We start from the raw sequence: 23424 nt of genomic DNA on the forward strand, positions 1-23424 counted from the left end.
TATATGTCAAATATACTAGAACTTACAGATTCTAACTATACTTCATTTATGGAAGAGACAGAGGCTGTGGTCTTTATTGATTTCTATAGTGATACATGTGGACCGTGCCAAACACTGTTAGGTTATCTTCCAAATCTATCAGAGCACTATAAAAATGATAATGTGGTCATAGCAAAAGTGAACTCATCGTACAACCCAAAGCTCTCAAATAAGTTCATGGTAAGAAGTGTACCTTTAACTGTTGTCATAGGTAAAGATAAAATGGTTAAGAAAGCTGAAGTAGGTTTGTTAGCAATAGATAAATACTTTAAGATGATAGATAAAGAACTAGAAAAAGGGAAGGGTTTATTTTCTAAATTATTTGGATGAGTAATAAAATTGTAATGGAGTAAATATGAAACTAATAGACATAAGTACTAACTGTTATGCGCACCTAATTGGTAATACTATTTATCTTTATATTGAGAATGAATTTGCAGAGATGTTATACGTTGATGATATTGAAAACTCTCTAGATCCCATTCCATCTATTTTAAATGAAATAGAACTTTCCTCTCGACCTAGTTTATATAAATGTATTGAGTTTCTTTAGTTATAATTGCAAAAATTAAGGATATGCAATTTGCAAAACACTGCGCTAAATATATTGAAAACTGGTAATAATGTTTTTATTACAGGCTCGGCTGGAACTGGTAAAACGTATCTCTTAAATAAATTTACATTCTATTTAAAGTCTAGAAAAATAATTCCAACCATTGTAGCACCTACCGGTATAGCAGCGTCACATTTACAAGGCCAAACTATACACTCATTTTTTAGTCTTGGGATACGGGATACTATAGATGATTATTATATTGAATCTTTACTAGAGAAGAAGTACCTCCAAACAAGATTTTCTAAATTAAAGGTTCTTATCATTGATGAGATCTCAATGGTATCTCCTGAGATGTTTTCAGCCATGGATAAAATACTGAGAGCTTTTAAAAAGAATAACATCCCATTTGGTGGTGTACAAACCATACTCTCTGGAGATTTCTTTCAACTTCCACCTATCTCAAAAATTCCTAAAGACAAACGCTTTGCTTGGCAGTCTCCTTCGTGGAAAGAGTTAGAACTAAAAACATGTTATTTACAAGAAAAATTTAGACAAGATGATAATGTTCTCATTAGTATCTTAGACGAGATTAGAAGTGGTAGTGTTTCAAGTAACTCTTATGATATTTTAAACTCAAGACACCACAAAGATCTTGATATAGATTTTACACCAACGAAACTCTACACACATAATATAGATGTTGATAGAATCAATAGTGATGAGTTAAACAAAGTAAATCAGCCCTCTTATGTATTTAAATATAAGTCAGAAGGAACAGCAAAAAATATTGAGAAGATATTTAAATCTTCTCTTGTCTTAGAAGAGATAACATTAAAAAAAGATGCAGTAGTAATGTTTATAAAAAATAATCATGAACTAGGCTTCGTTAATGGTACTACAGGTGTCATAACAGACTTTGACAAGGAAACAGATCTTCCCATTGTAAAAACGTCGTATGGAGCCTTAATTAAACTTGGGTTAGAAGATTGGACAATAGAAAATGACAGTGGAAATATAGTTGCGAAAGTCTCGCAAGTTCCACTTAAACTCGCCTGGGCAATAACTATACATAAATCCCAAGGTATGACACTTGATTCTGCTGAGATAGATTTATCTAAAACCTTTGAAGTCGGGCAGGGTTATGTTGCACTCTCTCGTATTAAAAATATAGATGGATTACGCCTTATGGGTCTTAATGATAAAGCTTTAACTGTAGATCCTCTTATCTTACATATAGATGATAGAATTAAAGCAGCTTCGAAAAAGGCCAGTGATGAGATAGAAGCTATTTCATTAGAGAACCTTGAGAAAATATTTGAGATTTACATCTTGAGTATAGACGGTCTAATAGATATAAACGAAATTAAAGCACAAGAAATAGTTCTAAAGTCTGAGAAGAAGATTGTAAAAAACAGTGTAACTCCTACCCACATTCAAACAAAAGAGCTTATCGAAAGTTCTATTTCAATTGATGATTTAGCTCTAAGTAGAAGTATAAGTAAAGGGACTATAATAAATCATCTTCGTATTTTAAAAGAACAAGACCCAGAAATAAACTTAGACAAATTTATGCCAGATAGAAAGATTATGACGCTTGTAAAAGAAGCACTTATAAAAATAAAAGAAAAAAATAATCAAGATGATTTCAGTGAAGATGGTAAACCTCGCTTAAAACCTATATTCGAGGCTTTAGATGGGCAAGTGCAATACGATGAGATTAGGATTGCACTTCTTTACAGTATTTTAATGTAACTTTATACTTCTATCTCGAGGGTGTCTATAGTCATTTGGTTTAGTCGCTTTATAGATAAGAGCAAAAACAAAACTGGCTGCTAGTAGTATGAAGAAATACTTAACAATTTTCTCACTCATATTTATTACTTCCCTTAACTAACTTGCTTAGTCTCTGGACTAATGGTAATGTCACAACGGTCACTTCCATTTCTCCATACTTCTTCTATCTCATCATGGAGTTCTTCAAGAGAAAAATCATCCATACTTTCTGTTTCAACTAGTAAAGAGTAGTCCAATTCGATATTTCGACATAAATCACCGTATTCATCTTCTCTTTCTTCATCGATCTTGATTGCAGATATAATTTTTTTATTCTCACAAGGAAATGAATATTTGATTGTTCTTCTTACATCTGAGGTAAGGTCTAGAGATTGTCCATACTCATCCTCAGTTTTTGCGCCTTCTTTTAGGTTTGGAAAATCGTAAGTATCTACTACATTTATCTTTATACTAAAGAGTGTATATTTTTCTAAATCTACTTTATCAAGAGCGTTTTGCATTAAAATATTCCTTGTTTGTTAGTGAAAAGATTTTAGCATATATTTATATACGATTACATAATTAATGAAAAATATAGACGTAATGAAAAAAATGAATTCCTAAATTATCTTTAAAGTACGATATAATCAAGATTATTTATTAATGTTAAAACCAATGAAAAAGGTTGATATATGCAAGAAGTATCCAATTATAAACTTTATACAACTTCCTTAATCCCATTTATATTTATACTTACTATCTTGCTTGCACGCTACTATGGAGGGCATGTTCTTTTTCATAGTTTGGCTGAAATGTTTTCCATCTTATTTGGTTTTATGATGATTGTAATAGTCTTTCATACTTACCAATTTACAAAAAATAATTTTATATTATATTTAGGACTTGGATATTTTTGGGTATCAATGTTGGATGTTATGCATATGTTGACATATCCGGAAGTGTCAATTATCGAAATTGAAAATCCAAATATTATGTTAACATTTTGGATAGCAGCACGTTTTCTAGAGGCATTTATACTTTTTAGTGCTATTTTTGTAAATTTTCATACTATTTCAAAAGTAAAAGTATTTATTCTATTTGGCTTAGGCACTGCAATTGTTAATATATTGGCATTTTCAAAATATCTTCCAATTCTCTACGAACAAGAAAATGGATTAACTTCTTTAAAAATAAATCTCGAATACAGTATTATTTTTATCTTAATACTTGCTCTATTTACTTATACAAAGAAAAGAAAAAACTTTGATAAGTCTATATATTATTATATTATTGCTTCTATTATATTAACAATTTTTACTGAATTTACATTGACATTTTATGCTAAAGTTGATGATTCTTTTACTATGTTAGCTCATCTGTTTAAATTTTTATCTTACTGGATGATATTTTTATCAATTATTAAAATATCTCTGGAAAAGCCTTTTACATTTTTGGCACATGAGAGTAGCACTTATAATAGCATCCCTTTTTCTTCAATCTTGGTAGATTCAGAAGGAATTATCCGCCAGATTAATGATTCTACAAAAACTTTTTTAAATTTAGAAGCAGACAAAATTATAAATCAAAACAATCATATGTTGTTTCATAACCAAAACACCGAAGAAAGTGAATGTGATGTATGTAAAGTTATTAAGCGTGGGAAGAGACTTATTTCTCATTCACTTGAAAAAGAGACGACCTCTACTTACAGCTTTACTGTCAATCCCATAAGTATGAAAGACATGACACTTGGGTCGGTTCAGGTATGTATAGATATATCTCAACAACTTCAACTAGAGCAGGATAAAGCCGAGACTCAAGAGAGGCTGAAATTAATTGTAGAATCAAGTACTGATGGTATATGGGATTGGAATTTATTGACCAATCAAGTTTATTATTCACCGAGATGGAAGGAATTACTTGGCTACATGGATAATGAATTAGAAAATCGACCTGAAACATGGAAGAACCTTATTCACCCAGATGATAAAGAACAAGTATATATAGATGTCATGAGTTCACAAGAAGGAAAAAGTAAATTTTACAAAAATATACACAGACTAAAACATAAAGATAAACATTGGGTCTGGATTGAAACACGTGGGCAGACTATATTTGATGAAAGTGGCAAAGCTATTAGAATGATGGGATCTCATACTGATATTACAGAAAAGAAGTACGCTATTGAACTATTAAAACAAAAAAAAGAAGAATTAGAGACAATAATTCAAGAAGCACCAAACCCAATTATGCTGCATAATGAAGATGGAACAGTTCTTATGGTAAACAAGAGTTGGGAAATGTTAACTGGGTACAAGCATAAAGATATCGATACAATAGAAAAATGGACATATCTGGCTTATGGTGAAAGAATGCCTGTTGTAAAAGAATATATTGACAATTTATATGCATTAAAGAAAAAAGTTGATGAAGGTGAATATCCTATTCATACAAAAAATGGAGATACTATCACTTGGCAATTTAGTTCAGCACCACTAGGCTTAATAGATGGTAAACGTACAGTAATATCATCCGCAATGGATATTACTGAGCTAAAACATAAGGATGAGATGCTAATAGATCAATCCCGTCATGCAGCTATGGGAGAGATGATAGGTATGATAGCCCATCAATGGAGGCAACCAATATCAGCAATAGCCATGGATGCAAATAATATGCTACTTGATATATCCCTTAATGATTTTAATGTGGATAATGCCAAAGAGTATTCGAATAGTATTCTAAATCAAACTCAAGATTTATCTAAGACGATAGATGATTTTAGAAACTTCTTTAAACCTGATAAAGTTATTTCCGAAGTTGATATAAAAGAAACAATAGATACTACCTTATCTATTGTAAAAGATTCTCTTAAAAACAACAATATAGAACTTACAAGGTCTTTTGAGACAGATAAGAAAGTTAAAGCCTATCCAAGAGAGTTGATGCAAGTATTTGTTAATATCATCACTAACTCTAAGGATGTGTTAACATCTTATAAGAAAGAAGATGCTCGAATAAGTATTAGAGTATATGAAGATGAGAAATATATAAATACAGAGATATGCGACAATGGCGGTGGTATAGATGCAAATATATTACCAAAGGTATTTGATCCATATTTTTCAACAAAAGATGAGAAGACTGGAACAGGTATCGGCTTGTATATGAGTAAAATGATTATTCAAGAACATCTTAATGGTATAATTGATGTGTATAACAACGATGAAGGTGCTTGTTTTACTATTAAATTATTAAAAGAACAATAAGACAGGAATAAAGTATTATGGCAAAGAACATAGAATTAAATATAGGACTGTTAAAAGAAAAAGCAAAAAAGATGTCTGTACTTTATGTTGAAGATGAAGAGTCTCTGCGTAATAAGACTCAATACATGTTAAATAAACTGTTCCAAAATGTGGACCTTGCTGTTGATGGGAAAGATGGATTAGATAAATACTTTCATAATAAATATGACATTGTAATAACAGATATTTTAATGCCAAATATGAATGGTTTAGAATTGATAAATAGTATTCGTAAAAATGATCCAGATCAAGAAATTATAATAATGTCAGCCTATACAGAATCAGAATATACAGATCAAATTAATAGAGCTAACGTAACAGGTTATATTTATAAACCAGTAAATATAAATCAAATGTTAGAAGTATTAAATAAGTCTATTAATAAATTAAAAGAATAGCATTGTATTAAATTTTATCGACATACATTATCAAGGTATACTTAAAGCCAAGAGGATAGAAAATGTTTAAATTATTAACTGTTTTAATCATGCTTTTTTGTTCAACTATTTTCTTTTGGCGATGAAAATAAAATACATAACAAAGTCTTTAAATCTGCTAGTGAATTAGACTATCCTCCATTTTCTACCATGACAAAAGAAGGGAAAGCGGATGGTTTTTCCGTTGAGTTGCTCAAAGCCTCGTTGAAGGTTATGGGTGGGGATGTGACATTTTATGTAGATGAATGGAATAAAGTAAAAGAAGATTAAAAAAATGAAAAAATAGATGTGCTTCCCGTTGTTGGCCGGACACAAGAGAGAGAAAATGATTATGACTTCACAGTACCTTACCTTAGTATGCATGGCGCAGTTTTTACAAGAGAAAATGATACTCAGATAAAGAAAGAATCCCATTTAGCTGGTAAAGAACTTGTTGTAATGGATGGAGATAATGCTCATGAGTATCTTCTTTCTACAAAAGTGACAAAAAACATAATCACTTTTACTAGTTATGAAGAAGGATTTAATGCTCTCTCAAGTGGGAAATACGATGCTTTAATTATTCAAAAACTTGTAGGGATCCAACTTAAAAAAAACCTTAATATAAAAAATATAAAAGTATCAAAATTTATTTTAAGTGATTTTCAACAAAACTTTACCTTTGCAGTCAAGGATGGGGATAAAGAACTCCTTTCACTACTCAACGAAGGTCTTTCTATAGTTGTAGCGAATGGAACTTATACTAAACTCTATGAGAAGTGGTTTTACAATTTTGACCTTGAAAACAACAACTATGAGGTAATAATTGAGATTTTGATAGTCATTCTTCTGATAACGCTTATATCAATAATATTCATTTACTCCTGGAATAGATTCCTTCAAACAAAAGTGCATGAAAAAACAAAAGCGCTTGACCTTGTAAACAGAAATCTTGAGAATCGGGTGGAAGATGCTTTAAATATTTTAAATAATGAAAAGATACTGAAAATATTATGATCAGAATCTGCGATAATGGTGGTGGTATTAATGAAAATATTTATACAAAAATATTTGAACCTTATTTCTCAACTAAAAAAGAAAAAAATGCTACAGGATTAGGACTTTATATAAGCAAAATTATTACCGATATATTACAATATTGAATGTAAGCAGCTCTTCTTATATAGTTCTAAAATTATTTTTATAGTATAAATTAAAGAACTTGCAAAAGATATTCTTTCGTTATATCTATAGTTTTAGACATTCTTAAATAATGCCTAAATTCTTCTTTATGTACCTTATGCATATCTCTTAGAAAATCTTTATAAATAAATAATATTTAATTATTTATAGTTTATGACGATTTATTGTATACAAGGATGTGTTTATACATTATTTCATATTGATAGTGAATAAAAATATAAAAGGTATCCACTATAGGGATTTAATAGATAAAAGGATTTATCATGTTAGTTTATATTGATGACAGGGAAGACGAAGAATTAGATAACAACTATGGTTATGATTATGGCGGTGAAGAAGAATACGATTATGAGTATGATTCTGAAAAACAATCACCTCCACCTCAATATGAAGAAGATGAAAAAAGCTGTTTTGATTAAAATATCCAAGCGACTAAAAGCCATATAATAAAAAAGTAAGTGAAAAATGCAGCAAACATATACTGTACTTCACCGATGAGTCCATCTCCGCCTACTACTGCAAAAAGTACGACAGTAGCAATGCTCACAAAAAATGAGATGACAGCAGCAGATTTAAGGCCGATACCTTCTTCAAAATAGACATTTACAAACTCTATACTATATGGAATTACCAGAAAGTATATAAAAAGTCCCATAGCAATAGCACCAACTATATAGGCAAATATTACGAGTGTATTATTAGTGTTTGTATTAGACATTTTGTAGTTTTTTAAGAGTTTCTCTAATTTCATCAGGTTTACTAATCCCTGAGATAGAAACTTCTGGAGCATCACCTGTTGTATATATCTCTAAGTTTCCTGCGTTCATCATTCTAGCAAACAATGATTGCTTTACTTTTACAGTTCTAATTTCAGATGCTTGAAGCTCAATTTTTTCTCTTGAAGCTATCCCTTTTTGGTATGTGATATCGCCATTTTCATAGATGGTTAGAATTTGACCACCTCTCCAGAAAAATGGAACAAGACCCAATGTTAAAATTCCAAATATGATTGCAGATATAGGCGAGTTCCTCATCATTGACGGTCTTGCCTCTATTAGTACATTACTCATTATAATCCTTAATTTTGTTGAAATTATAGCATAAGGGATGTTTAGGAAGCTTTGGAACTCTATGTGCTTTACCTTTTGAATATAATACGGGGTATAAAATGAATCAACATTCAGAGATAATTTTAGAAAAAATGGTAGATCATTTTGGTGAATGGGAAGAACCAGTTCTCAAAAGTAAAATAAACTATAAGAAAAAAGAAAAGAGTGTTGTAAAAGAAAGAGTAAAGCTAAAGCAGGTTCTGTATTTAGACAATGAACTTGTTAGGCAAAGACGAGATGAATTACTGCTATTTATAGAAGAAATAAAGTTGTTGAATTCTTCTCAGGATACAAAGATAAAAGTTACATATGATAGTTATGCTAAAAAGAGACAAGAAGAAATTATCTATGTAAAAAAGATTCTTCAAGCTGAGATAAGTAGAAACTTTTTAATTTGAAGGAGTGTCGTTAGGTTAACCTGACTTTCTTTGGCAATATCTAAAAGTACATCTTCAGAGTATATTTGCCTCAATCTATCAATATGTCTTTGTTTAGGATGATGTAAAATAGTATCTATTGGGGGAAGCTCATGTGTTTCATGGTAGGTATTTGGTGAAAGTACATATTGTATCTGCTCATCCATCTCATTATAATCATCAAGGCGCATAATAAATTTCTGTTTTTTAAGAATATTTCTAACTCTTACTTCACCAAAAAGCTCTAAAAGTTTAGTAGTATCTTCTTGGTTGGGAATATTAAACAAGGCAGATACTAAGTGTTTTATGGAGACTTCAGAACCATCTTCTTTTGCCCATAAAATATCTTTTGTAAATAATTTTTTATTGAGTCTTATTTTTTGTGTTTTTTGGCTGTACTTTGGTGAATTGTCTTCTATTCTTAGTAAACGATTAACAGTATCTATATCAATGTTCTTCAATAATTTTGCAAGCTTCGCTCTTTTTACACTTTTATCCCAGTCACTCATAGTACTTGTTGGAATATCTAAAAGTGATTTTATCTCCTTCATCGTCATTATGCCATCCTTACATGAATTGGGATTACTATATTATCCGAATTACGGATAATATAGTAAGTAAGTGAGAGAAAAATAGTAAAAGATAATGATTATTTAGAAATAATAAAGAAAGTCGATGTATAATGTTATAGAAATCACAATAGGAATATGTATGCTAAATGTTGTTGCATTATTAAAAGAAAAAAGCTTAACTGTTACTCCTCAAAGGGTAGAAATAGTTACTCTTTTATCTACTCATCAGCATATTAATGTAGACGAACTATATGCTTTACTTTATGCTAGCTTTCCTTCAGTTTCACTTGCCACAGTATATAAAAATATTAATATAATGCTAAAAAAGTTACTCCTCAGCGAAGTGCAAATTCCAAATAAAAAAAATGTATATGAAATTATGAAAGCAGAACATTCTCATGTTGTATGTTTGGAGTGCAATGAAATCTTAGATCTTACAATAAATACTAGCGAACTCCTTGAAGCAGCAGAATTGCAAAGCGGTTTTAGCATAGATACATCGAGTCTTATATTTTGTGGAACATGCGCTTCTTGTACTAAGTCTTAACTCTTCTATTTTTCTCAACCTATAAAATATGTTTCTTGGATAATAAAATTTATCCTAGTATTAAGCTATTCTAAGGTACAATTTATTTAACGAAAATAAATGGAATAGCATATGATAAATACTACACTATTACAAAAACATAATCTCAAAGCAACTCCACAAAGATTAGAGATTGTAGATGTTTTATCTCACAATGGTCACATGAACATTAATGATTTATACATAAATTTACAAATGAAATTTCCTTCAATCTCCTTGGCAACAATATATAAAAATGTAAATATAATGCTTGAAAAGGGATTTCTATTAGAAGTAAAGTTGCCAGATCAAAAAAATGTTTTTGAGTTAGAAAAAAATGAACATTCTCACGTTACTTGCACGAAGTGCAGTACGGTCATGGATATAGACCTAGACGTGCAAGAGATTCTTAACAAAGCTCAAAATGTGAGCAATTACCACCTAAGTTCTAACTCATTGATTTTTAATGGAGTTTGTCCGAGATGCTTAACTCTTAAATAAGAACTTAGCAACTACAGGGAGATGGTCAGAATAACCTTTACCCTTATGCTTTTTAATCTTTCCTCTAGTCATTTGCCATCTATAAATCTTTTTCTTTTTAAATAAATACTTTTCATCAAAGTTGCGTATAGAACCATTTATATAAGAGACATCCTTCGTGTTACGTAGACTAGGAGATACTATAATGTTATCAAGTGCTTCTTTTTTTCCTCTAAATATATAAGAATAGCGATTTTCCTCTTGTGTATCATACCAAAGGTTGTAAAAATTGTTATTACCTATTTCTAATGTTTTTAGGACATGATTTATACCAGTTTTACCATAGGTATCGTTATGTTTTCTTTTTCTCTTAAATTTGATGTACTCTTCATAGTCAGAGTTGAAGTCTCCTACCAGAACAATGTTTTTATCTTCCCCAATTTCTAAGATTCTTTGACGTAGTTTTTTAGCTGAAACTACTCGCATACTCTCTGGTCCTGACTTTGCTTTCCAATGGTTCGTAAAGATATAAAAATTATGAGAGTCTATGGTAAATTTAGTCTCAAGAATATTTCTATATTTATAGCCAGCCCTTACTTGCAAATCTTTTGAATAACGAAAAGGAACTTTTGAAAGAATAGCAACTTTGATTGAGGTATTTTTTCTGTCGGCTATATCTAAGTATTTGTAGTACAAACCCTGTTTCTTTATCTCAAGTTTCAAGTCTTTGAGTGCTTGTATAGAACCAATTTCTTGCAGGGCTATTATATCAGCATCAATATCTTTAATTACCTTGGCAATATTTTTTAACTTGATTCTATAGTTTTTTTTATTCCAAAGAGATTTTGTATTTGGTTTGTACTCTTTGTATCTGTACTTTGTGTTAGATAAGTCAAAAAGGTTTTCGACATTATATGTTGCAATCTTCAAAACTCTATCTCCAAGTAAGGAACTCAGAATAAAGAGCAAAAGAGCAAATATTTTCATTAAGAGATGCCATTGAGTCTCAGCAAGTTAGATGGATTTGGCTCTCGTCCCATTAGCTCCTTAAATAAGGAACTCATACTTTTAGATCCTCCACCTCGAAGAACAATATCAAGATATTTTTTAGCAGTTTTTGAATCAAATATTCCTTCATCAACAACAGAGAAAAAGGCATCGGCACTTAAAACTTCTGCCCATTTGTATGAGTAGTACCCAGCCGCGTACCCACCAGCAAAGATATGTGCAAACCCGTTTTGGAATTTATTGTACGAAGGTGTTTGAATGAGTGCAGTATCTTTTCTTATACTGTTAAGTAAATTTTGCACTTCATCACCACTATGAACTTTCATATGAAGTCTAAAATCAAAGATGGAAAACTCTAATTGTCTAAGCATTCCAGAAGCAGATAAAAAGTTTTTACTTTTTACTAGCTTTTCTATCATAGTATCAGGAATAATCTCTTTGCTTTCATGGTGAAGTGCAAAGAGTTTTAGAACTTTTGGTTCATAAGCAAAGTTTTCTAAGAACTGAGATGGAAATTCAACTGCATCCCACTCGACACCATTTACACCACTTACTTCATTTTCATCTACACTACTTAACATATGGTGAATTGCATGTCCCATTTCATGAAAAAGAGTTACGACATCATCATGACGTAGAAGTGATGGAGTAGTTGCACTTGAAGCAGGAAAATTACATACTACAAAAGCAGATGCAAGTTGTTCTTTACCGTCTTCATCTGTACAATGTGCTTGCCAATTATGCATCCAAGCTCCGCCACTCTTTGCTTTTCTAGCTTCTAAGTCCATATAAAGTCTAGCAGTCAACTTATTCTCTACATATAAGTTATAAGAAGTTGCTTTTTCATCCCATAATTTTTCATCAAGTTTTTCAAATCGGATTCCAAAGAGTGAATGTAAAAACTCAAATGTTCCTTTAACGACACTTTGCTGTTCAAAGTAAGGTCTGTATTCTTCTTCATCTATGTCATACTTTTCTTTTTTCAAAATTTCTGAGTAAAATCCACTATCAAAACTTTGTAATGCTTTTGGAGCGATAGACTGCACTTCTGCTAATTCTACTTTAGCTTGTGCTTTAGAGTTTTTAATTAAATCTTCTAAAAAGCCTAGAACAGTGCCTTCATCTTCAGCCATTTTCCCAGCAAGAGAATATGCCGCATAGCTATCAAATCCAAGAAGTTGACTCATCTCATTTTTAAGTGCTAAAATCTCATCAATGATTGCTGCATTTTCAGGGCAACGAGTTACATAAGCTTTATATAAAGTCTCACGTATTTGAGCATTCTTACCATAGGTCATATATGCAATATATGATGGCATCTGTAGCGTGAATTTATACTTTACTACACCCTCGTCATCAAATTCGGCATTTGCAATATCACTCTCCGGCAAGCCTTCAACATCTTTTTTATCGCTAATGATATATTCGTATGCATTTGTTGCATCAAGTAAGTTTTGAGAGAAGTTGTTAGAGAGCTCGCTTTTACGAATATTTATCTCTTGTAGTCTTTCTTTAGTTGTGTCATCTAGGTGTGCACCACTATGTTCAAAATGTTCAATATTTAATTCGATCACTCTATTTTGCGTGAAGTTCAGGGTACCTTTCTCCTTCTCTTCAATTTCTTTATAGACTTTATAAATCTCTAGATTTTGAGAAAGTTTTGTTGAATACTCAGTAATGATTGGAAGGGCATCACTATATACTTTCTGCGTTTTATCTGTGTTGCTTACAGAATTGATGTGTGAGAGCGGAGTAAAAAACTGTCCCAAGTATTCATCCATGATTTGTAATGGTTTTACAAAGTTTGCATATGACTTATTTGTTTGAGCTAAAAGTTCTTGTACTTTTGTCTCATTTGCTGTTAATCTGTTTTGTAGTTCTTCTATAAACGTGTCTAAATCTATTGTAAACTCTAAAAATTCTTTCATTTTTTAATCTTCCTCATCTCGTTTTTGTTTTATTGCTTTGTATTTATGTATCAATATATCATCATATTTATTAGAGTATTCCATCAGTCTTTGAAGTGCAGTCTTTCCTTCATCTAGAGTTAAAGAAGAATCAATAATAAGATAAGAGAGATAGATACTATTTTCGTTGATTGAAAGTTGTAAGTATGATAGTTTTGAATTCTCTTTCAAAAGGTAGTCATATACCGCTTCAATATTTTCAGATGGAATTCCACAAAGTTTGGCATCTCCTATAATAATTCCATTTTCGTAGTAGTTTATCTCTATACGAGCAGTTCCATGGTCTATTCTCCATGTAGATTGACTTCTTCGTGCTAAGTTTACATCAACATCAAGTGAAGTTAAAATATCTTCCATAAGTTTTGTTGGACCTGTAGGTTTGTACCCTTTTCTTCTTAGTTTTGCAGTTTGCATTTTTACACCACAAAGAGAGCAGTAATCATTTTGAATATCTTTCTCTTCTATGAGGTTCTTACAAGAAGTACATTTTATAAGGTTTTTTTTCTTTGAAGCTAAAAATGCATCTAAAGCTTCTTGCACATAAAAGTAGGGGAGGGCAAACCCAAGGTTATTTGCATTTTGGATAATGAAAGTGTTCACACCAATCACATCACCCTTTACATTTAAAAGAGGTCCACCACTATTTCCTGGGTTAATCGCTGCATCTATTTGGATATATTCTAGGTCATCTTGAAGTCTTGAAGCACGAGATACAATTCCTTCAGTCGCAGAATAGTTTAAACCATAAGGATGCCCAACAGCTATAGTTGTATCTCCATCTGAAACAGTTTCTTTAGAAAGTAAAAGTGGGGTTTTTGGAATCTCTAACGATTCAAGTTCTATAAATGCTAAGTCAAAATAAGGATCATCATACACAACAGGCGCAATAATTCTTTTAATCTTTTTTGCACTTACAACAACTTCTTTAAGCCCAGCAACAACATGAGAATTTGTGATGATAAGATTACCTATAATAAAACCAGTTCCCGTTCCATGAGGAGTCATTATTTGGATGATACTGTCTATATATTTTTCAAGGATAATTTGCGTATTCATCTATATTTCCTCAAAATTCAAGTTTTGGATTTGAAGGTAAAAGCTGTTACTAAACTCATTTAAGGAACTAAAGTTTAACTCTTCACCAAAAGCTTCTAAAAGCTTGTAACGATCTTGATGTGGCTGGATAATATCTTCTATTCTTTTTATAATAGTTTTTTTAGAGAAACTCTCTTCTTTTTCATTATATAGCTCAGTGTATCCGAGGTCTTTAAAAAAGATAGGGTTTTGAATCTCTACAAGTGTATGAAGTAGCTCTTTAACAACAAGGTTTAGACCATAATTGTAAAGTACATAGAACGAAATATATTTATAAATTGTAGAGATAACTTGTGTGTAGCGATTATTTTTATACCAACGAATTTTTAAAAGTGATTCACTTATAAAATTATCCATCTCTTCTTTAGGTGTTTTATCGGTTTGGTTGAATGTATATTTTGCATTATAAAAATTAGATGAAAACTCTTCAAAGCTCATTGCCTGAAGTTTATCTATATATATTCTAAGCTCATTATTTTTAGACTCCATTGTGGAGTTTTCTTCAGTAAAATACTCTTGAATTTTCTTACTTGATTTCTGATAAATATTGTATTTTGCTACAAGAAGATAATCAAGCATATATAGTGTATTCAAAAGAAGAAATGCTTGCATCCCTGCATTGTCATTGGATGGAAGAGTTTTTATTTTTTGTTCTACTTCAGTTATTGTGTTTTGCATAAAGTCATATTTTATTTGTACTTCATTAGAATCGAGTTTTTCTAAATGAGAAATATCTTCAAGTACTATACCCTCAAATTCACTCTTCATATATTCTTTATCAAAATCTGCATTTAAAGTTATCTCACGAAGTGGGAAAAATATTTTGTGTGGATTCATTGTAATGTTATCATGGTAGAGTTTTAGTTTTATATACTCATCATCGGTGAAGTAATACGCATAAGTAAGTTGATAATTTCTATCAAGGATATGTCTTTTAACAGCGACACTTGCAGATGAAGTTTTTGTAATGATAGCTTCTGCATACAAATGTTCCTGCGTAATATAACCTGTGACTTTTGCAGTACCTTGAAAGATTTCAAAATACAACTTTTCATTTTCAAGTCTTGTTGTGATATTTTGGTTTGAATCTTCATTGGTGAAGTTTTCTAAAGATTTAAAAAAGTACTCATATGCCTTTAAAATATCTTTACTCTCAAAAGCTTCATAAGATTTATTGAAAAGTTCTTCTTCATTCTCAGAGAGTTTCGCGTTAATACCTCTTCCAAAAGGATGTTTTAGAGGTGTAGTTTTGTTATCGAAAAAATTTAGCCAGTTCATTCACTCACTTTATAGTTTTAAGCATTCATCCAAATAATAAGGAAGAAATTTAATAGCGTCATTATAATGAAACCAGCCTTATAAAAGCTTAATGGTGAACGTTCTATCAAGCTTGCATGCTTGTTAAAAAAAGGTTTTACTTTTTGAGGGTACTGTATCTCATATGTCATTTCTGAATAATGCTCATATCTACGTTCTTTGTCGATAGCTATTGAACGAAGGATAACACTATCGAGCCAACCAGGAATATTTTTGTTGTAAATACTTGGTTTTTTGGCTTCTTTGAAGACAGGTGTTTGAAAAGGTTCAACTTCACCAAAGGGATATTTTCCAGTTAATGATAGGTACAGAGTAACTCCAAGTGAAAATATTTCACTTGATTCACTAATAGATTCGCCTTTAAATCTCTCTGGCGAAAGATATGAAGGTGTTCCGGCTATTGAATTGAGCGAAAAAATCTCTGTAATACTTCCAAAATCAATGATTTTATATTCTAGATTTTCATTATCATCCTTAGCAATCATTACATTGTTTGGTTTTATATCTCCATGAACAAGGTCATATTTGAGTAAAAATTGACACATCTCTAGGAGTGTTGAAGCGAGCTTCACCGAATCATCTATAGTCAATTGTTTATGAGTAAGGTACGAATCTAAATCTTCACCATCAAAGAGTTGCATGACATAGTATCTCTGTGTACGGTTTTTTGGGATGACTGCTTTTGGAAAGAAGTGCGCTTTAAGTCGTTTAGCATTCCATGCTTCTTTTACAAATAAATCAAGAGAAGTATCGTTTTCTATACACTCAAAAGGTGCAAATTTAATGACATAGTTCTTGGTTTTTTTAGAACAAAGCCATGTTCTTTCATTTTGAATAAGTGATTTTTCTAAAGTGTAGCCATCGATAATTTGTCCAATTTTTAAGGACTCGGGAATAGGGAGTTTTTGTTGTTTAAGTGTTACAAATTCATCAGCTTTTAGTATATCAAGTACAATGGCTGTTGTATCATCTGGAAGATTATCTTCCATAAGTGTACTTGCTTTTTTTACAAGAGAATGAGCACCCAAGAGGATACCTTTTTCTAAACGGTCTTCACTCATTAAGTTATACAGACCATCACTACAAAGTAAAATCTTGTCATCTTTTTGTATGATATTTTCAAAATAAAACGGTTCTACATCTTTGTCAATACCAATGGCTTGCGTTAAAACATTTTCATATCCTGCTTCGTCCATTGAGTGGTCCAAAGAGAGTTGGTTAATATTCTTATCTCTATAAAGATAAACGCGACTATCTCCAACATTTGCTCCGTAGAGTTGATTTCCTTCTATGATGACAATGGTTAAGGTAGTAACAAGTTCGGTACTTTGGTAGTTGACTTGTGATTCTTGGTAAAGAATGGCGTTAATAGATTTTATAAAACTAATAATAGATTTTTCAATACTCCATGTTTTTGGACGAATTTTGAGATTATTTATAAGGTAGTTAGTGGTTCTTTTAGCAGCCTCTGCACCTTCGGCTGCACTTCCTACCCCATCACATACTATGGCAACTGTTAAATTACCAATAGATTTTACATCGTAGAAATCATCACCTGTTAATTCTTTTCTTTTAGCTAAAGAAAAACCTGAACTTTTTATGTTACTAGATGCCATGGTAAACCTTTTTTATAAAATATATAATATCAAAAGTAAGCTTGTAGCCTACTCGTCATCCTTAGCAAACTTTTCATATAAAAAGCTAAGAATCGCTTCACGACATCGAATGTATTCAGGGTCGTGTTGTAACTCAACTCTATTTCTAGGTCTATCTAAATTGACTTCTAGTATTTCACCAATAGTTGCATCAGGACCATTGGTCATCATAATAACTCTATCACTCAGTAAAACTGCTTCATCGATGTCGTGTGTAATGATGACTACTGTATTTTTTACTTTTTGCTGAATCCTCATTAAATGTTCTTGCAAGTTTGCACGAGTAAGTGAGTCAAGTGCTCCAAACGGTTCATCCATAAGAAGAACTTTTGGAGTAATAGATAATGCTCTTGCAATACCAACACGTTGTTTCATACCACCACTTATTTCACCTGGTGCTTTGTCTTTTGCATGGTCAAGATTTACCATACTGATATATCTCTCAACTCTCTCTCTAAGTTCAAAAGGTGCAAGTTCTGGCATAACTTTTTTGACAGCCATCTCAATATTTTCATATACACTCAACCAAGGTAAAAGTGAATGGTTTTGAAAAACAACAGCACGGTCAGGTCCAGGACCTTTTATCTCTTTGCCCTCGAGTGTGATAGACCCCTCTGTTTGTGCATCAAGACCAGATATCATATTAAGAAGTGTACTTTTACCACAACCACTATGACCGATGATAGCAATGATTTCGTTTTCTTGTATCTCTAGGTTAACATCTGTAACAGCTACATAATCATCTTTCCCAGGTATTGGAAATCTCTTTTCAATATTTTTTAAACTTAAAAATTCTTCACTCATTACGCTCTACCTTTTTTTGTATAATCAAAATAATCTGAAATTTTCCCCATGATTAGGTCTAAGAAGTACCCAACCAGACCAACAATGATAATACCAATAATAATATTGTGGTAATTCAAGTTGTTATACTCATCCCAAATCCAAAAACCGATACCAATACCACCAGTTAACATCTCAGCAGCAACAATAACTAACCAAGCAATACCAAGAGATAAACGCATTCCTGCAAATATAAATGGAACAGAAACCGGTAATATAATTTGAATAATTTTTTCAAAAGCTGTAAATCTTAATACCTTGGCAACATTCATATAATCTTCACTTACACTTCTTACGCCAAGAGCCGTATTTATAATAATAGGCCAAATTGATGTAATGAAAATGGTTGAAATCGCTGTTATATTTATATCTTGAAATATAAATAACAGTAATGGTAACCATGCAAGTGGTGAAATTGGCTTAAATATTTGTATAAATGGATCAAACGCATATTGTGCATTTTTACTCATTCCAAGCATCAAACCAAATGGTACACCTACTAAGATTGCTAAAGAAAACCCTGCAAATACTCTTTTTAAAGATTCCATAATTTGCCAAAATAGACCTTTGTCATCTTGGTTTTCTATATAAAAGGGATCTGATAATACTCCTGTAATCTCATCTCCATCTACATTTATTCCTCCAAATGCAGCAACATAAGTATCACTTGGTGTTGGAAAATCTTCTACTATATGGGCTATACCAGACCAAAATTGGATTACTAATATAAGTACCAAGAGTGGTAAAAGTATTCTTTTAATCGTCTCTTTATTCATTTTTAACTTCCTTTTTTGTATGTATAAGTAAATTTTTAATATACATATGAAAGTACCTAGTATTTTTGAGGAGATATAATAAAAAGGAAGTTTTATATAATCTACTAGGTACTTACATATATATATTGTTGAGTATCTAGCGATAAGATACTCAATTTTTTATATAAGATTTACTTAGTTACGTATTTCGGATCAGCACATCCAGCTGGTCCATAAGGACATACATAATTTGGTTGTTCAGTTTTAACAGTCCATTGATTCACTTTCATTAGTTCCTCTTTAGAAACCTTCGCTTCGTCAATACCTGTAGAGAAGATATAATCAACTGCTTTGTTTGGATCCCATACTTTTCCATCCATAAACATGTTGTATTTATCAACACCATCTTTTTTCCAAGGGCTTGGAGGTAAGCTATAACCAAGTTCATTCGCAACTTCAGCAAAAAGGTCTGGTCTATAAACAGACTCGATAACTTTTTTCATATCTACCGCTTTGTCAATTTGACCCCATCTGTACATTTGAGTTATAAACCACATACCATGTGAGTAGTAAGGATATGCTGCATAGTAATTTGCAAAAACATTAAACTGAGGATTTGGCTCAGACTCTTGACCTTTTAAGTACTGAAATGTACCAGTCATAGACTTCTCAAGTACAGAAACAGGAGCTTTAACATAGTTAGGTTTACTCATGATTTTTGCCGCTTCTTTACGGTTTTCCCATGAAGCATCTAGCCACATTTGCGCTTCTAAAATTGCTTTCATTACAGCTTTTGTAGTTTCAGGATTTTTATCTATAAAGTCAGCACGAGTCTGAAGAACTTTCTCCGGGTTGTTGTTCCAGATATCGTAGTTAGTTACAAGAGTTGAACCTTTTTTCTTTAAAACGATTCTTTCATTCCAAGGTTCACCAACACAGTAACCTTCGATGTTACCAGCGATTAAGTTTGATGGCATTGTTGGTGGTGGAAATGGTTTAATAGTTGTGTCACGATCAGGAACAATTCCAGAGGATGCCATCCAATATCTTAACTCGTAGTTATGTGTAGAAACTGGGTGAACCATACCAAATGAAAGTGGTTGGTAGTTGTCTCCCTCAGCCTTATGTTTCGCATCTATATACTTTTTAAGTGCGTCAGATGTTAAAGGACGAGCTGTTTTATCCATACCATATTGTTCCATTTTTTTGATGATTTTATTACCGAATGTAATTCCGTTACCATTAAAGTCAAGTGAAAGAACAGCTTGAAGGTTAGCTTTACCATTAATCCCTAAAGTCGCTGCAATTGGCATACCTGCAAGGGCGTGAGAAAAGTCATATTCACCAGAGATAACTTTTTGTTGAATCCCTGGCCAACCACCACCTTCCTTAACAACATGAACATCCAAGCCGTATTTGTCAAAGAAACCTTTTTCTTCAGCTATAACGATTGGTGCACAATCCGTTAGTGCTATGAAACCTATAGTTAATTTCTTTTTCTCTAATTCTGCAGCTAACACAGAACTAGCAACTAATGACAATCCTAAACCTAAACCTACTAATTTTTTTAGCATCTTATATCCTTGAAGTTATATTTGTTATGAGGAATTGTAATAAAAAAAGAATACTAAATATCCAATTAATTGATTAAATATTAATCAATAGTATTTATATTTTCTACTAAGTTTATTTTAAATATTTAGAGTAATATCCATTACCTGGTATATTATTTTAATAATTGTATATATATGTGTAAATATTGTATGATATTTATACATATATATGATTATTTTATAGTTTTAGTTATATATAATATATTTATGATTAATTATTTAATAGAACATAAAAAGATAGAAATATTTTTACAACCCATAGTCTCCATCAAAGATAAAAAAACCTTTGCGTATGAAGCATTGACAAGAGCATATGATGAAAATAATGATTTAATTTCACCATTATATTTGTTTGAACAGGCACGTAAAGAGCGTTTGTCTTGTACATTAGATAATTATGTAAGAGAATTGGCATTAGAAAAGTTCAATACTTATTACCATGAAGATAAAAGTGTATTACTTTTTTTAAATTTTGAACCATCAATCATTGAAAATGATATAGATGATGATTTTATATCTGTGGTGTATAAACATAATATTGCTACATCAAACATAGTTATAGAGATAAAAGAAGACAAGATAAAAGATACACAAGCTTTAAGAAGATTTATTACTAGATATAGAAAACGAGGATTTATCATCGCTATTGATGATTTTGGTACAGGCTATTCTAGTTTTGATAGACTTGAATTTATAAAACCTGATATTGTAAAAGTGGATAGGTCCATTGTATACAATGTGAACAGCAATTTTATAAACTCTGAAATATTGACGGCTATTGCAAATATGTGCCACCAGATAGGTTCTATGGTTTTAGCAGAAGGAGTTGAGAATAGTTCAGAAGTACTTTGCTGCATGCAAAAAGACATAGATATATTTCAGGGCTATTGGTTTGCTAGGCCTAGCAGTGTTATAGACAGTGAAAAAAAAGAGGATATATTTAAGTCTATAAAGAATATTGGATATACGTATAAAACAATTATAAAAGAAGAAATAAGTAAAAAGCAACTCTTATTAGATAAATCTAAAATATTATCTAAAAGAGTATTTGATATTATTGAGACACAAAAGATCGATAATCTCGTGGCTATTGATGAAATATTTTTGGAAAATGATAAACTTGAAGCTATATATTTAATGAACTGTGAAGATGGAATTCAAGTTGGCAAGACTTATATTAATGCAAATGAGAGATATTTATACAAGCCTACAAAAGAAGGACATGATCATAGTCTAAGGGATTATTATTTTATTGCTAAAGATTCTTCACGTGGTGATTATCTTGGTAATAGATATATATCAAAAGCTAGTGGAAATATGTGTAGAACGTATTCATCTAAGATAAGTATCAGTGATTGTTCTTATATTGTATGTTTAGATATTTTAGATTAATATTTTAATAAAAAGGGAATTTTGATGTTTACAAATAAATATAAAAAAGAATTAAACTCTATAGAAAAAAAGATAGATTATGAAATTAAAGCTATAGAAACGGAATTATACTTACATAGCTCGTATGAGTATATAAATAATGAAAAAGCCTTAGAATACCTTTTAAAGCTTAAGACAAAACAGACAAAGTTTTATGCAGATTTTGTAGATAATTTTCCTACAGCTATTGCTATACTAGATAAAGATTTAAATATTATAAATCGAAATAGCATGTTAGCATCTTTCTTGCACATTGATGAGGTAGAATTGGATTTAAAACCGCCTTTACTGCCATTGATAAGTAAAAATAATAGAGAGTGTGCTTTATGTGATTTTATAAATAAAGTTGTAAAAATTGATAAACAGGCTACTTTTACTACAGAAGTTGTGTATATATCAACAAAAAAAGAAGATAATATCCCTGTATTTGTTTTTGTTGTTCCTGTGTATGAAGATAATAAATTGATAAATACTTATATTATTTTAAGGGATAGAAGAACAGAATTTGAGATACGAAAAAAATTTATGTTAGATCAGTCAGCTCCTATTATTAAAATGATAGAAAGTATTGCTGATGGAGATATAAGTAGTACTCTGACATTACCACAAGAACATCAACTACCACATTACCAAGAACCAGTAAACCATATTATAGAAAATTTTAAAGTAATGATTTCACAAATTAAAAAAGCTATTTTAAAGTCACAGGAAACATCACAAGTTACAGATGAACAATTGAAGAATTTATCAAATTGGAGTAATGAAGAGTTTCTTCCAACCCTTAATGGCATTTCTGAAAATGCAAACCAGTTATCTCAGTCCATAAGTCAGGTTACAACTATTGTAGACATTATTAAAGATGTGAGTGAACAAACGAATTTACTTGCTTTAAATGCTGCTATAGAAGCAGCTCGAGCTGGTGAACATGGTCGTGGCTTCGCTGTAGTAGCTGATGAGGTAAGAAAGTTAGCAGAGAAAAGTCAAAAGTCCACTTTAGATATTACAAATGTTATAAAATCAATTAAAGATGATTCTATAACAATGCAAGAAAGTATTGAAAATTTTATGAATAACTCTGGTGAAATCATCCATATTTCAGATGAACTTAAAGAGAATTTTTATCTCATTATAGAGTATTTTGACTCTCTTAAAGAAAATACCGAGAAGTTTAAGTTGTAGTGAAAGAGTATTAGAATAGATAGACTATAACAAAACTTAAAACTATAGAAATAGTTTTCAAAAAAGCAATAGGACTCCTTCTGCGGCAGTTCACGCTATTAATCTGAAGCATGATTTAACAGTT

General features: G+C 31.1%; 25 protein-coding genes and 1 pseudogene. 13 read left to right on the forward strand and 13 right to left on the reverse strand.

Going from position 1 to position 23424, the window contains the following annotated elements; translation table 11 throughout:
* Nucleotides 1-3: 3 nt before the first annotated feature.
* The 3 genes from ACI9TV_RS03960 to ACI9TV_RS03970 are packed head-to-tail and all read left to right on the forward strand — an operon-like array spanning nucleotide 4 to nucleotide 2347.
* On the forward strand, nucleotides 4-369 hold the full coding sequence (locus ACI9TV_RS03960; RefSeq protein ID WP_415249457.1) for a thioredoxin family protein: 366 nt from the start codon (nucleotides 4-6) through the stop codon (nucleotides 367-369).
* A gap of 25 nt (nucleotides 370-394) precedes the next feature.
* Nucleotides 395-592: a hypothetical protein gene (locus ACI9TV_RS03965; RefSeq protein ID WP_415249458.1), complete on the forward strand. Its 198-nt coding sequence runs from the start codon at nucleotides 395-397 to the stop codon at nucleotides 590-592.
* Nucleotides 593-622: 30 nt separating this feature from the next.
* Nucleotides 623-2347, forward strand: coding sequence for a helix-turn-helix domain-containing protein (locus ACI9TV_RS03970; protein ID WP_415249459.1), 1725 nt, complete (start codon nucleotides 623-625; stop codon nucleotides 2345-2347).
* Here the strand turns inward: ACI9TV_RS03970 and ACI9TV_RS03975 are convergent.
* Both ACI9TV_RS03975 and ACI9TV_RS03980 read right to left on the reverse strand, forming a co-directional pair.
* Nucleotides 2339-2467 carry a hypothetical protein gene (locus ACI9TV_RS03975; RefSeq protein WP_415249460.1) on the reverse strand — a complete coding sequence of 43 codons (129 nt, stop codon included), beginning with the start codon at nucleotides 2465-2467 and terminating at the stop codon, nucleotides 2339-2341. The two genes, ACI9TV_RS03970 and ACI9TV_RS03975, sit on opposite strands and share 9 nt — an antisense overlap.
* A 14-nt stretch (nucleotides 2468-2481) precedes the next feature.
* Entirely contained in the window at nucleotides 2482-2889 is a 408-nt protein-coding gene (locus ACI9TV_RS03980; protein ID WP_415249461.1) for a hypothetical protein, read from the reverse strand.
* 171 nt (nucleotides 2890-3060) lie between these two features.
* Between ACI9TV_RS03980 and ACI9TV_RS03985 the strand changes: the two genes are divergently transcribed.
* The 5 genes and pseudogenes from ACI9TV_RS03985 to ACI9TV_RS04005 all read left to right on the forward strand — a co-directional run bounded on the left by ACI9TV_RS03985 (nucleotide 3061) and on the right by ACI9TV_RS04005 (nucleotide 7714).
* Nucleotides 3061-5637 carry an MASE3 domain-containing protein gene (locus ACI9TV_RS03985; protein WP_415249462.1) on the forward strand — a complete coding sequence of 859 codons (2577 nt, stop codon included), beginning with the start codon at nucleotides 3061-3063 and terminating at the stop codon, nucleotides 5635-5637.
* A 17-nt stretch (nucleotides 5638-5654) separates the two neighbouring features.
* Nucleotides 5655-6074, forward strand: a complete 420-nt coding sequence (locus ACI9TV_RS03990; protein WP_415249463.1) for a response regulator transcription factor — start codon at nucleotides 5655-5657, stop codon at nucleotides 6072-6074.
* A 132-nt stretch (nucleotides 6075-6206) separates the two neighbouring features.
* A pseudogene (locus tag ACI9TV_RS03995) lies at nucleotides 6207-7109 on the forward strand (transporter substrate-binding domain-containing protein).
* A complete protein-coding gene (locus ACI9TV_RS04000) occupies nucleotides 7106-7255 on the forward strand; it encodes an ATP-binding protein (protein ID WP_415249464.1) in 150 nt (49 codons plus the stop codon). Before ACI9TV_RS03995 ends, ACI9TV_RS04000 begins: the two are co-directional and overlap by 4 nt.
* A gap of 303 nt (nucleotides 7256-7558) precedes the next feature.
* Complete coding sequence (locus tag ACI9TV_RS04005; protein ID WP_415249465.1) at nucleotides 7559-7714, forward strand: hypothetical protein; 156 nt, start codon at nucleotides 7559-7561, stop codon at nucleotides 7712-7714.
* Here ACI9TV_RS04005 and ACI9TV_RS04010 read toward each other — a convergent pair.
* Nucleotides 7711-8013 (reverse strand): hypothetical protein, encoded by a 303-nt coding sequence (locus ACI9TV_RS04010; RefSeq protein ID WP_415249466.1) that lies wholly within the window; start codon nucleotides 8011-8013, stop codon nucleotides 7711-7713. The genes ACI9TV_RS04005 and ACI9TV_RS04010 overlap by 4 nt on opposite strands.
* Entirely contained in the window at nucleotides 8006-8365 is a 360-nt protein-coding gene (locus tag ACI9TV_RS04015; protein ID WP_415249467.1) for a PH domain-containing protein, read from the reverse strand. The genes ACI9TV_RS04010 and ACI9TV_RS04015 overlap by 8 nt, the downstream gene beginning before the upstream one ends.
* A 98-nt stretch (nucleotides 8366-8463) precedes the next feature.
* Between ACI9TV_RS04015 and ACI9TV_RS04020 the strand changes: the two genes are divergently transcribed.
* A complete protein-coding gene (locus ACI9TV_RS04020; protein WP_415249468.1) occupies nucleotides 8464-8802 on the forward strand; it encodes a hypothetical protein in 339 nt (112 codons plus the stop codon).
* Here ACI9TV_RS04020 and ACI9TV_RS04025 read toward each other — a convergent pair.
* Nucleotides 8769-9377: a hypothetical protein gene (locus tag ACI9TV_RS04025; RefSeq protein WP_415249469.1), complete on the reverse strand. Its 609-nt coding sequence runs from the start codon at nucleotides 9375-9377 to the stop codon at nucleotides 8769-8771. The genes ACI9TV_RS04020 and ACI9TV_RS04025 overlap by 34 nt on opposite strands.
* Nucleotides 9378-9531: 154 nt before the next feature.
* On the opposite strand from ACI9TV_RS04025, the gene ACI9TV_RS04030 reads away from it, so the two are divergent.
* Nucleotides 9532-9939 (forward strand): Fur family transcriptional regulator, encoded by a 408-nt coding sequence (locus tag ACI9TV_RS04030; RefSeq protein ID WP_415249470.1) that lies wholly within the window; start codon nucleotides 9532-9534, stop codon nucleotides 9937-9939.
* A gap of 111 nt (nucleotides 9940-10050) precedes the next feature.
* Nucleotides 10051-10458 (forward strand): Fur family transcriptional regulator, encoded by a 408-nt coding sequence (locus ACI9TV_RS04035; protein ID WP_415249471.1) that lies wholly within the window; start codon nucleotides 10051-10053, stop codon nucleotides 10456-10458.
* Here the strand turns inward: ACI9TV_RS04035 and ACI9TV_RS04040 are convergent.
* The 8 genes from ACI9TV_RS04040 to ACI9TV_RS04075 all read right to left on the reverse strand — a co-directional run bounded on the left by ACI9TV_RS04040 (nucleotide 10444) and on the right by ACI9TV_RS04075 (nucleotide 20651).
* Nucleotides 10444-11424 (reverse strand): endonuclease/exonuclease/phosphatase family protein, encoded by a 981-nt coding sequence (locus ACI9TV_RS04040; RefSeq protein ID WP_415249472.1) that lies wholly within the window; start codon nucleotides 11422-11424, stop codon nucleotides 10444-10446. The genes ACI9TV_RS04035 and ACI9TV_RS04040 overlap by 15 nt on opposite strands.
* The gene (locus ACI9TV_RS04045) at nucleotides 11424-13373 is read right to left on the reverse strand and encodes a M3 family metallopeptidase (protein ID WP_415249473.1); all 1950 of its coding nucleotides are present in this window, start codon (nucleotides 13371-13373) and stop codon (nucleotides 11424-11426) included. The genes ACI9TV_RS04040 and ACI9TV_RS04045 overlap by 1 nt, the downstream gene beginning before the upstream one ends.
* Before the next feature lie 3 nt (nucleotides 13374-13376).
* A complete protein-coding gene (locus ACI9TV_RS04050) occupies nucleotides 13377-14468 on the reverse strand; it encodes a trypsin-like peptidase domain-containing protein (protein ID WP_415249474.1) in 1092 nt (363 codons plus the stop codon).
* Nucleotides 14469-15785: a hypothetical protein gene (locus ACI9TV_RS04055; protein ID WP_415249475.1), complete on the reverse strand. Its 1317-nt coding sequence runs from the start codon at nucleotides 15783-15785 to the stop codon at nucleotides 14469-14471.
* 17 nt (nucleotides 15786-15802) lie between these two features.
* Nucleotides 15803-17440, reverse strand: a complete 1638-nt coding sequence (locus ACI9TV_RS04060; protein ID WP_415249476.1) for a protein kinase domain-containing protein — start codon at nucleotides 17438-17440, stop codon at nucleotides 15803-15805.
* Between the two features lie 48 nt (nucleotides 17441-17488).
* Entirely contained in the window at nucleotides 17489-18283 is a 795-nt protein-coding gene (locus ACI9TV_RS04065; protein WP_415249477.1) for an ABC transporter ATP-binding protein, read from the reverse strand.
* A complete protein-coding gene (gene ntrB, locus ACI9TV_RS04070; RefSeq protein WP_415249478.1) occupies nucleotides 18283-19098 on the reverse strand; it encodes a nitrate ABC transporter permease in 816 nt (271 codons plus the stop codon). The genes ACI9TV_RS04065 and ntrB overlap by 1 nt, the downstream gene beginning before the upstream one ends.
* 170 nt (nucleotides 19099-19268) lie before the next feature.
* Nucleotides 19269-20651: a CmpA/NrtA family ABC transporter substrate-binding protein gene (locus ACI9TV_RS04075; protein ID WP_415249479.1), complete on the reverse strand. Its 1383-nt coding sequence runs from the start codon at nucleotides 20649-20651 to the stop codon at nucleotides 19269-19271.
* 246 nt (nucleotides 20652-20897) lie between these two features.
* Here ACI9TV_RS04075 and ACI9TV_RS04080 point away from each other — a divergent pair, with 246 nt between their 5' ends.
* Complete coding sequence (locus tag ACI9TV_RS04080) at nucleotides 20898-22082, forward strand: EAL domain-containing protein (RefSeq protein WP_415249480.1); 1185 nt, start codon at nucleotides 20898-20900, stop codon at nucleotides 22080-22082.
* Between the two features lie 708 nt (nucleotides 22083-22790).
* Nucleotides 22791-23300 carry a methyl-accepting chemotaxis protein gene (locus ACI9TV_RS04085; RefSeq protein ID WP_415249488.1) on the forward strand — a complete coding sequence of 170 codons (510 nt, stop codon included), beginning with the start codon at nucleotides 22791-22793 and terminating at the stop codon, nucleotides 23298-23300.
* The last annotated feature ends 124 nt before the right edge of the window (nucleotides 23301-23424 follow it).

It is taken from the genome of Sulfurimonas sp. (genome assembly GCF_047622445.1).
Lineage (GTDB): Bacteria > Campylobacterota > Campylobacteria > Campylobacterales > Sulfurimonadaceae > Sulfurimonas.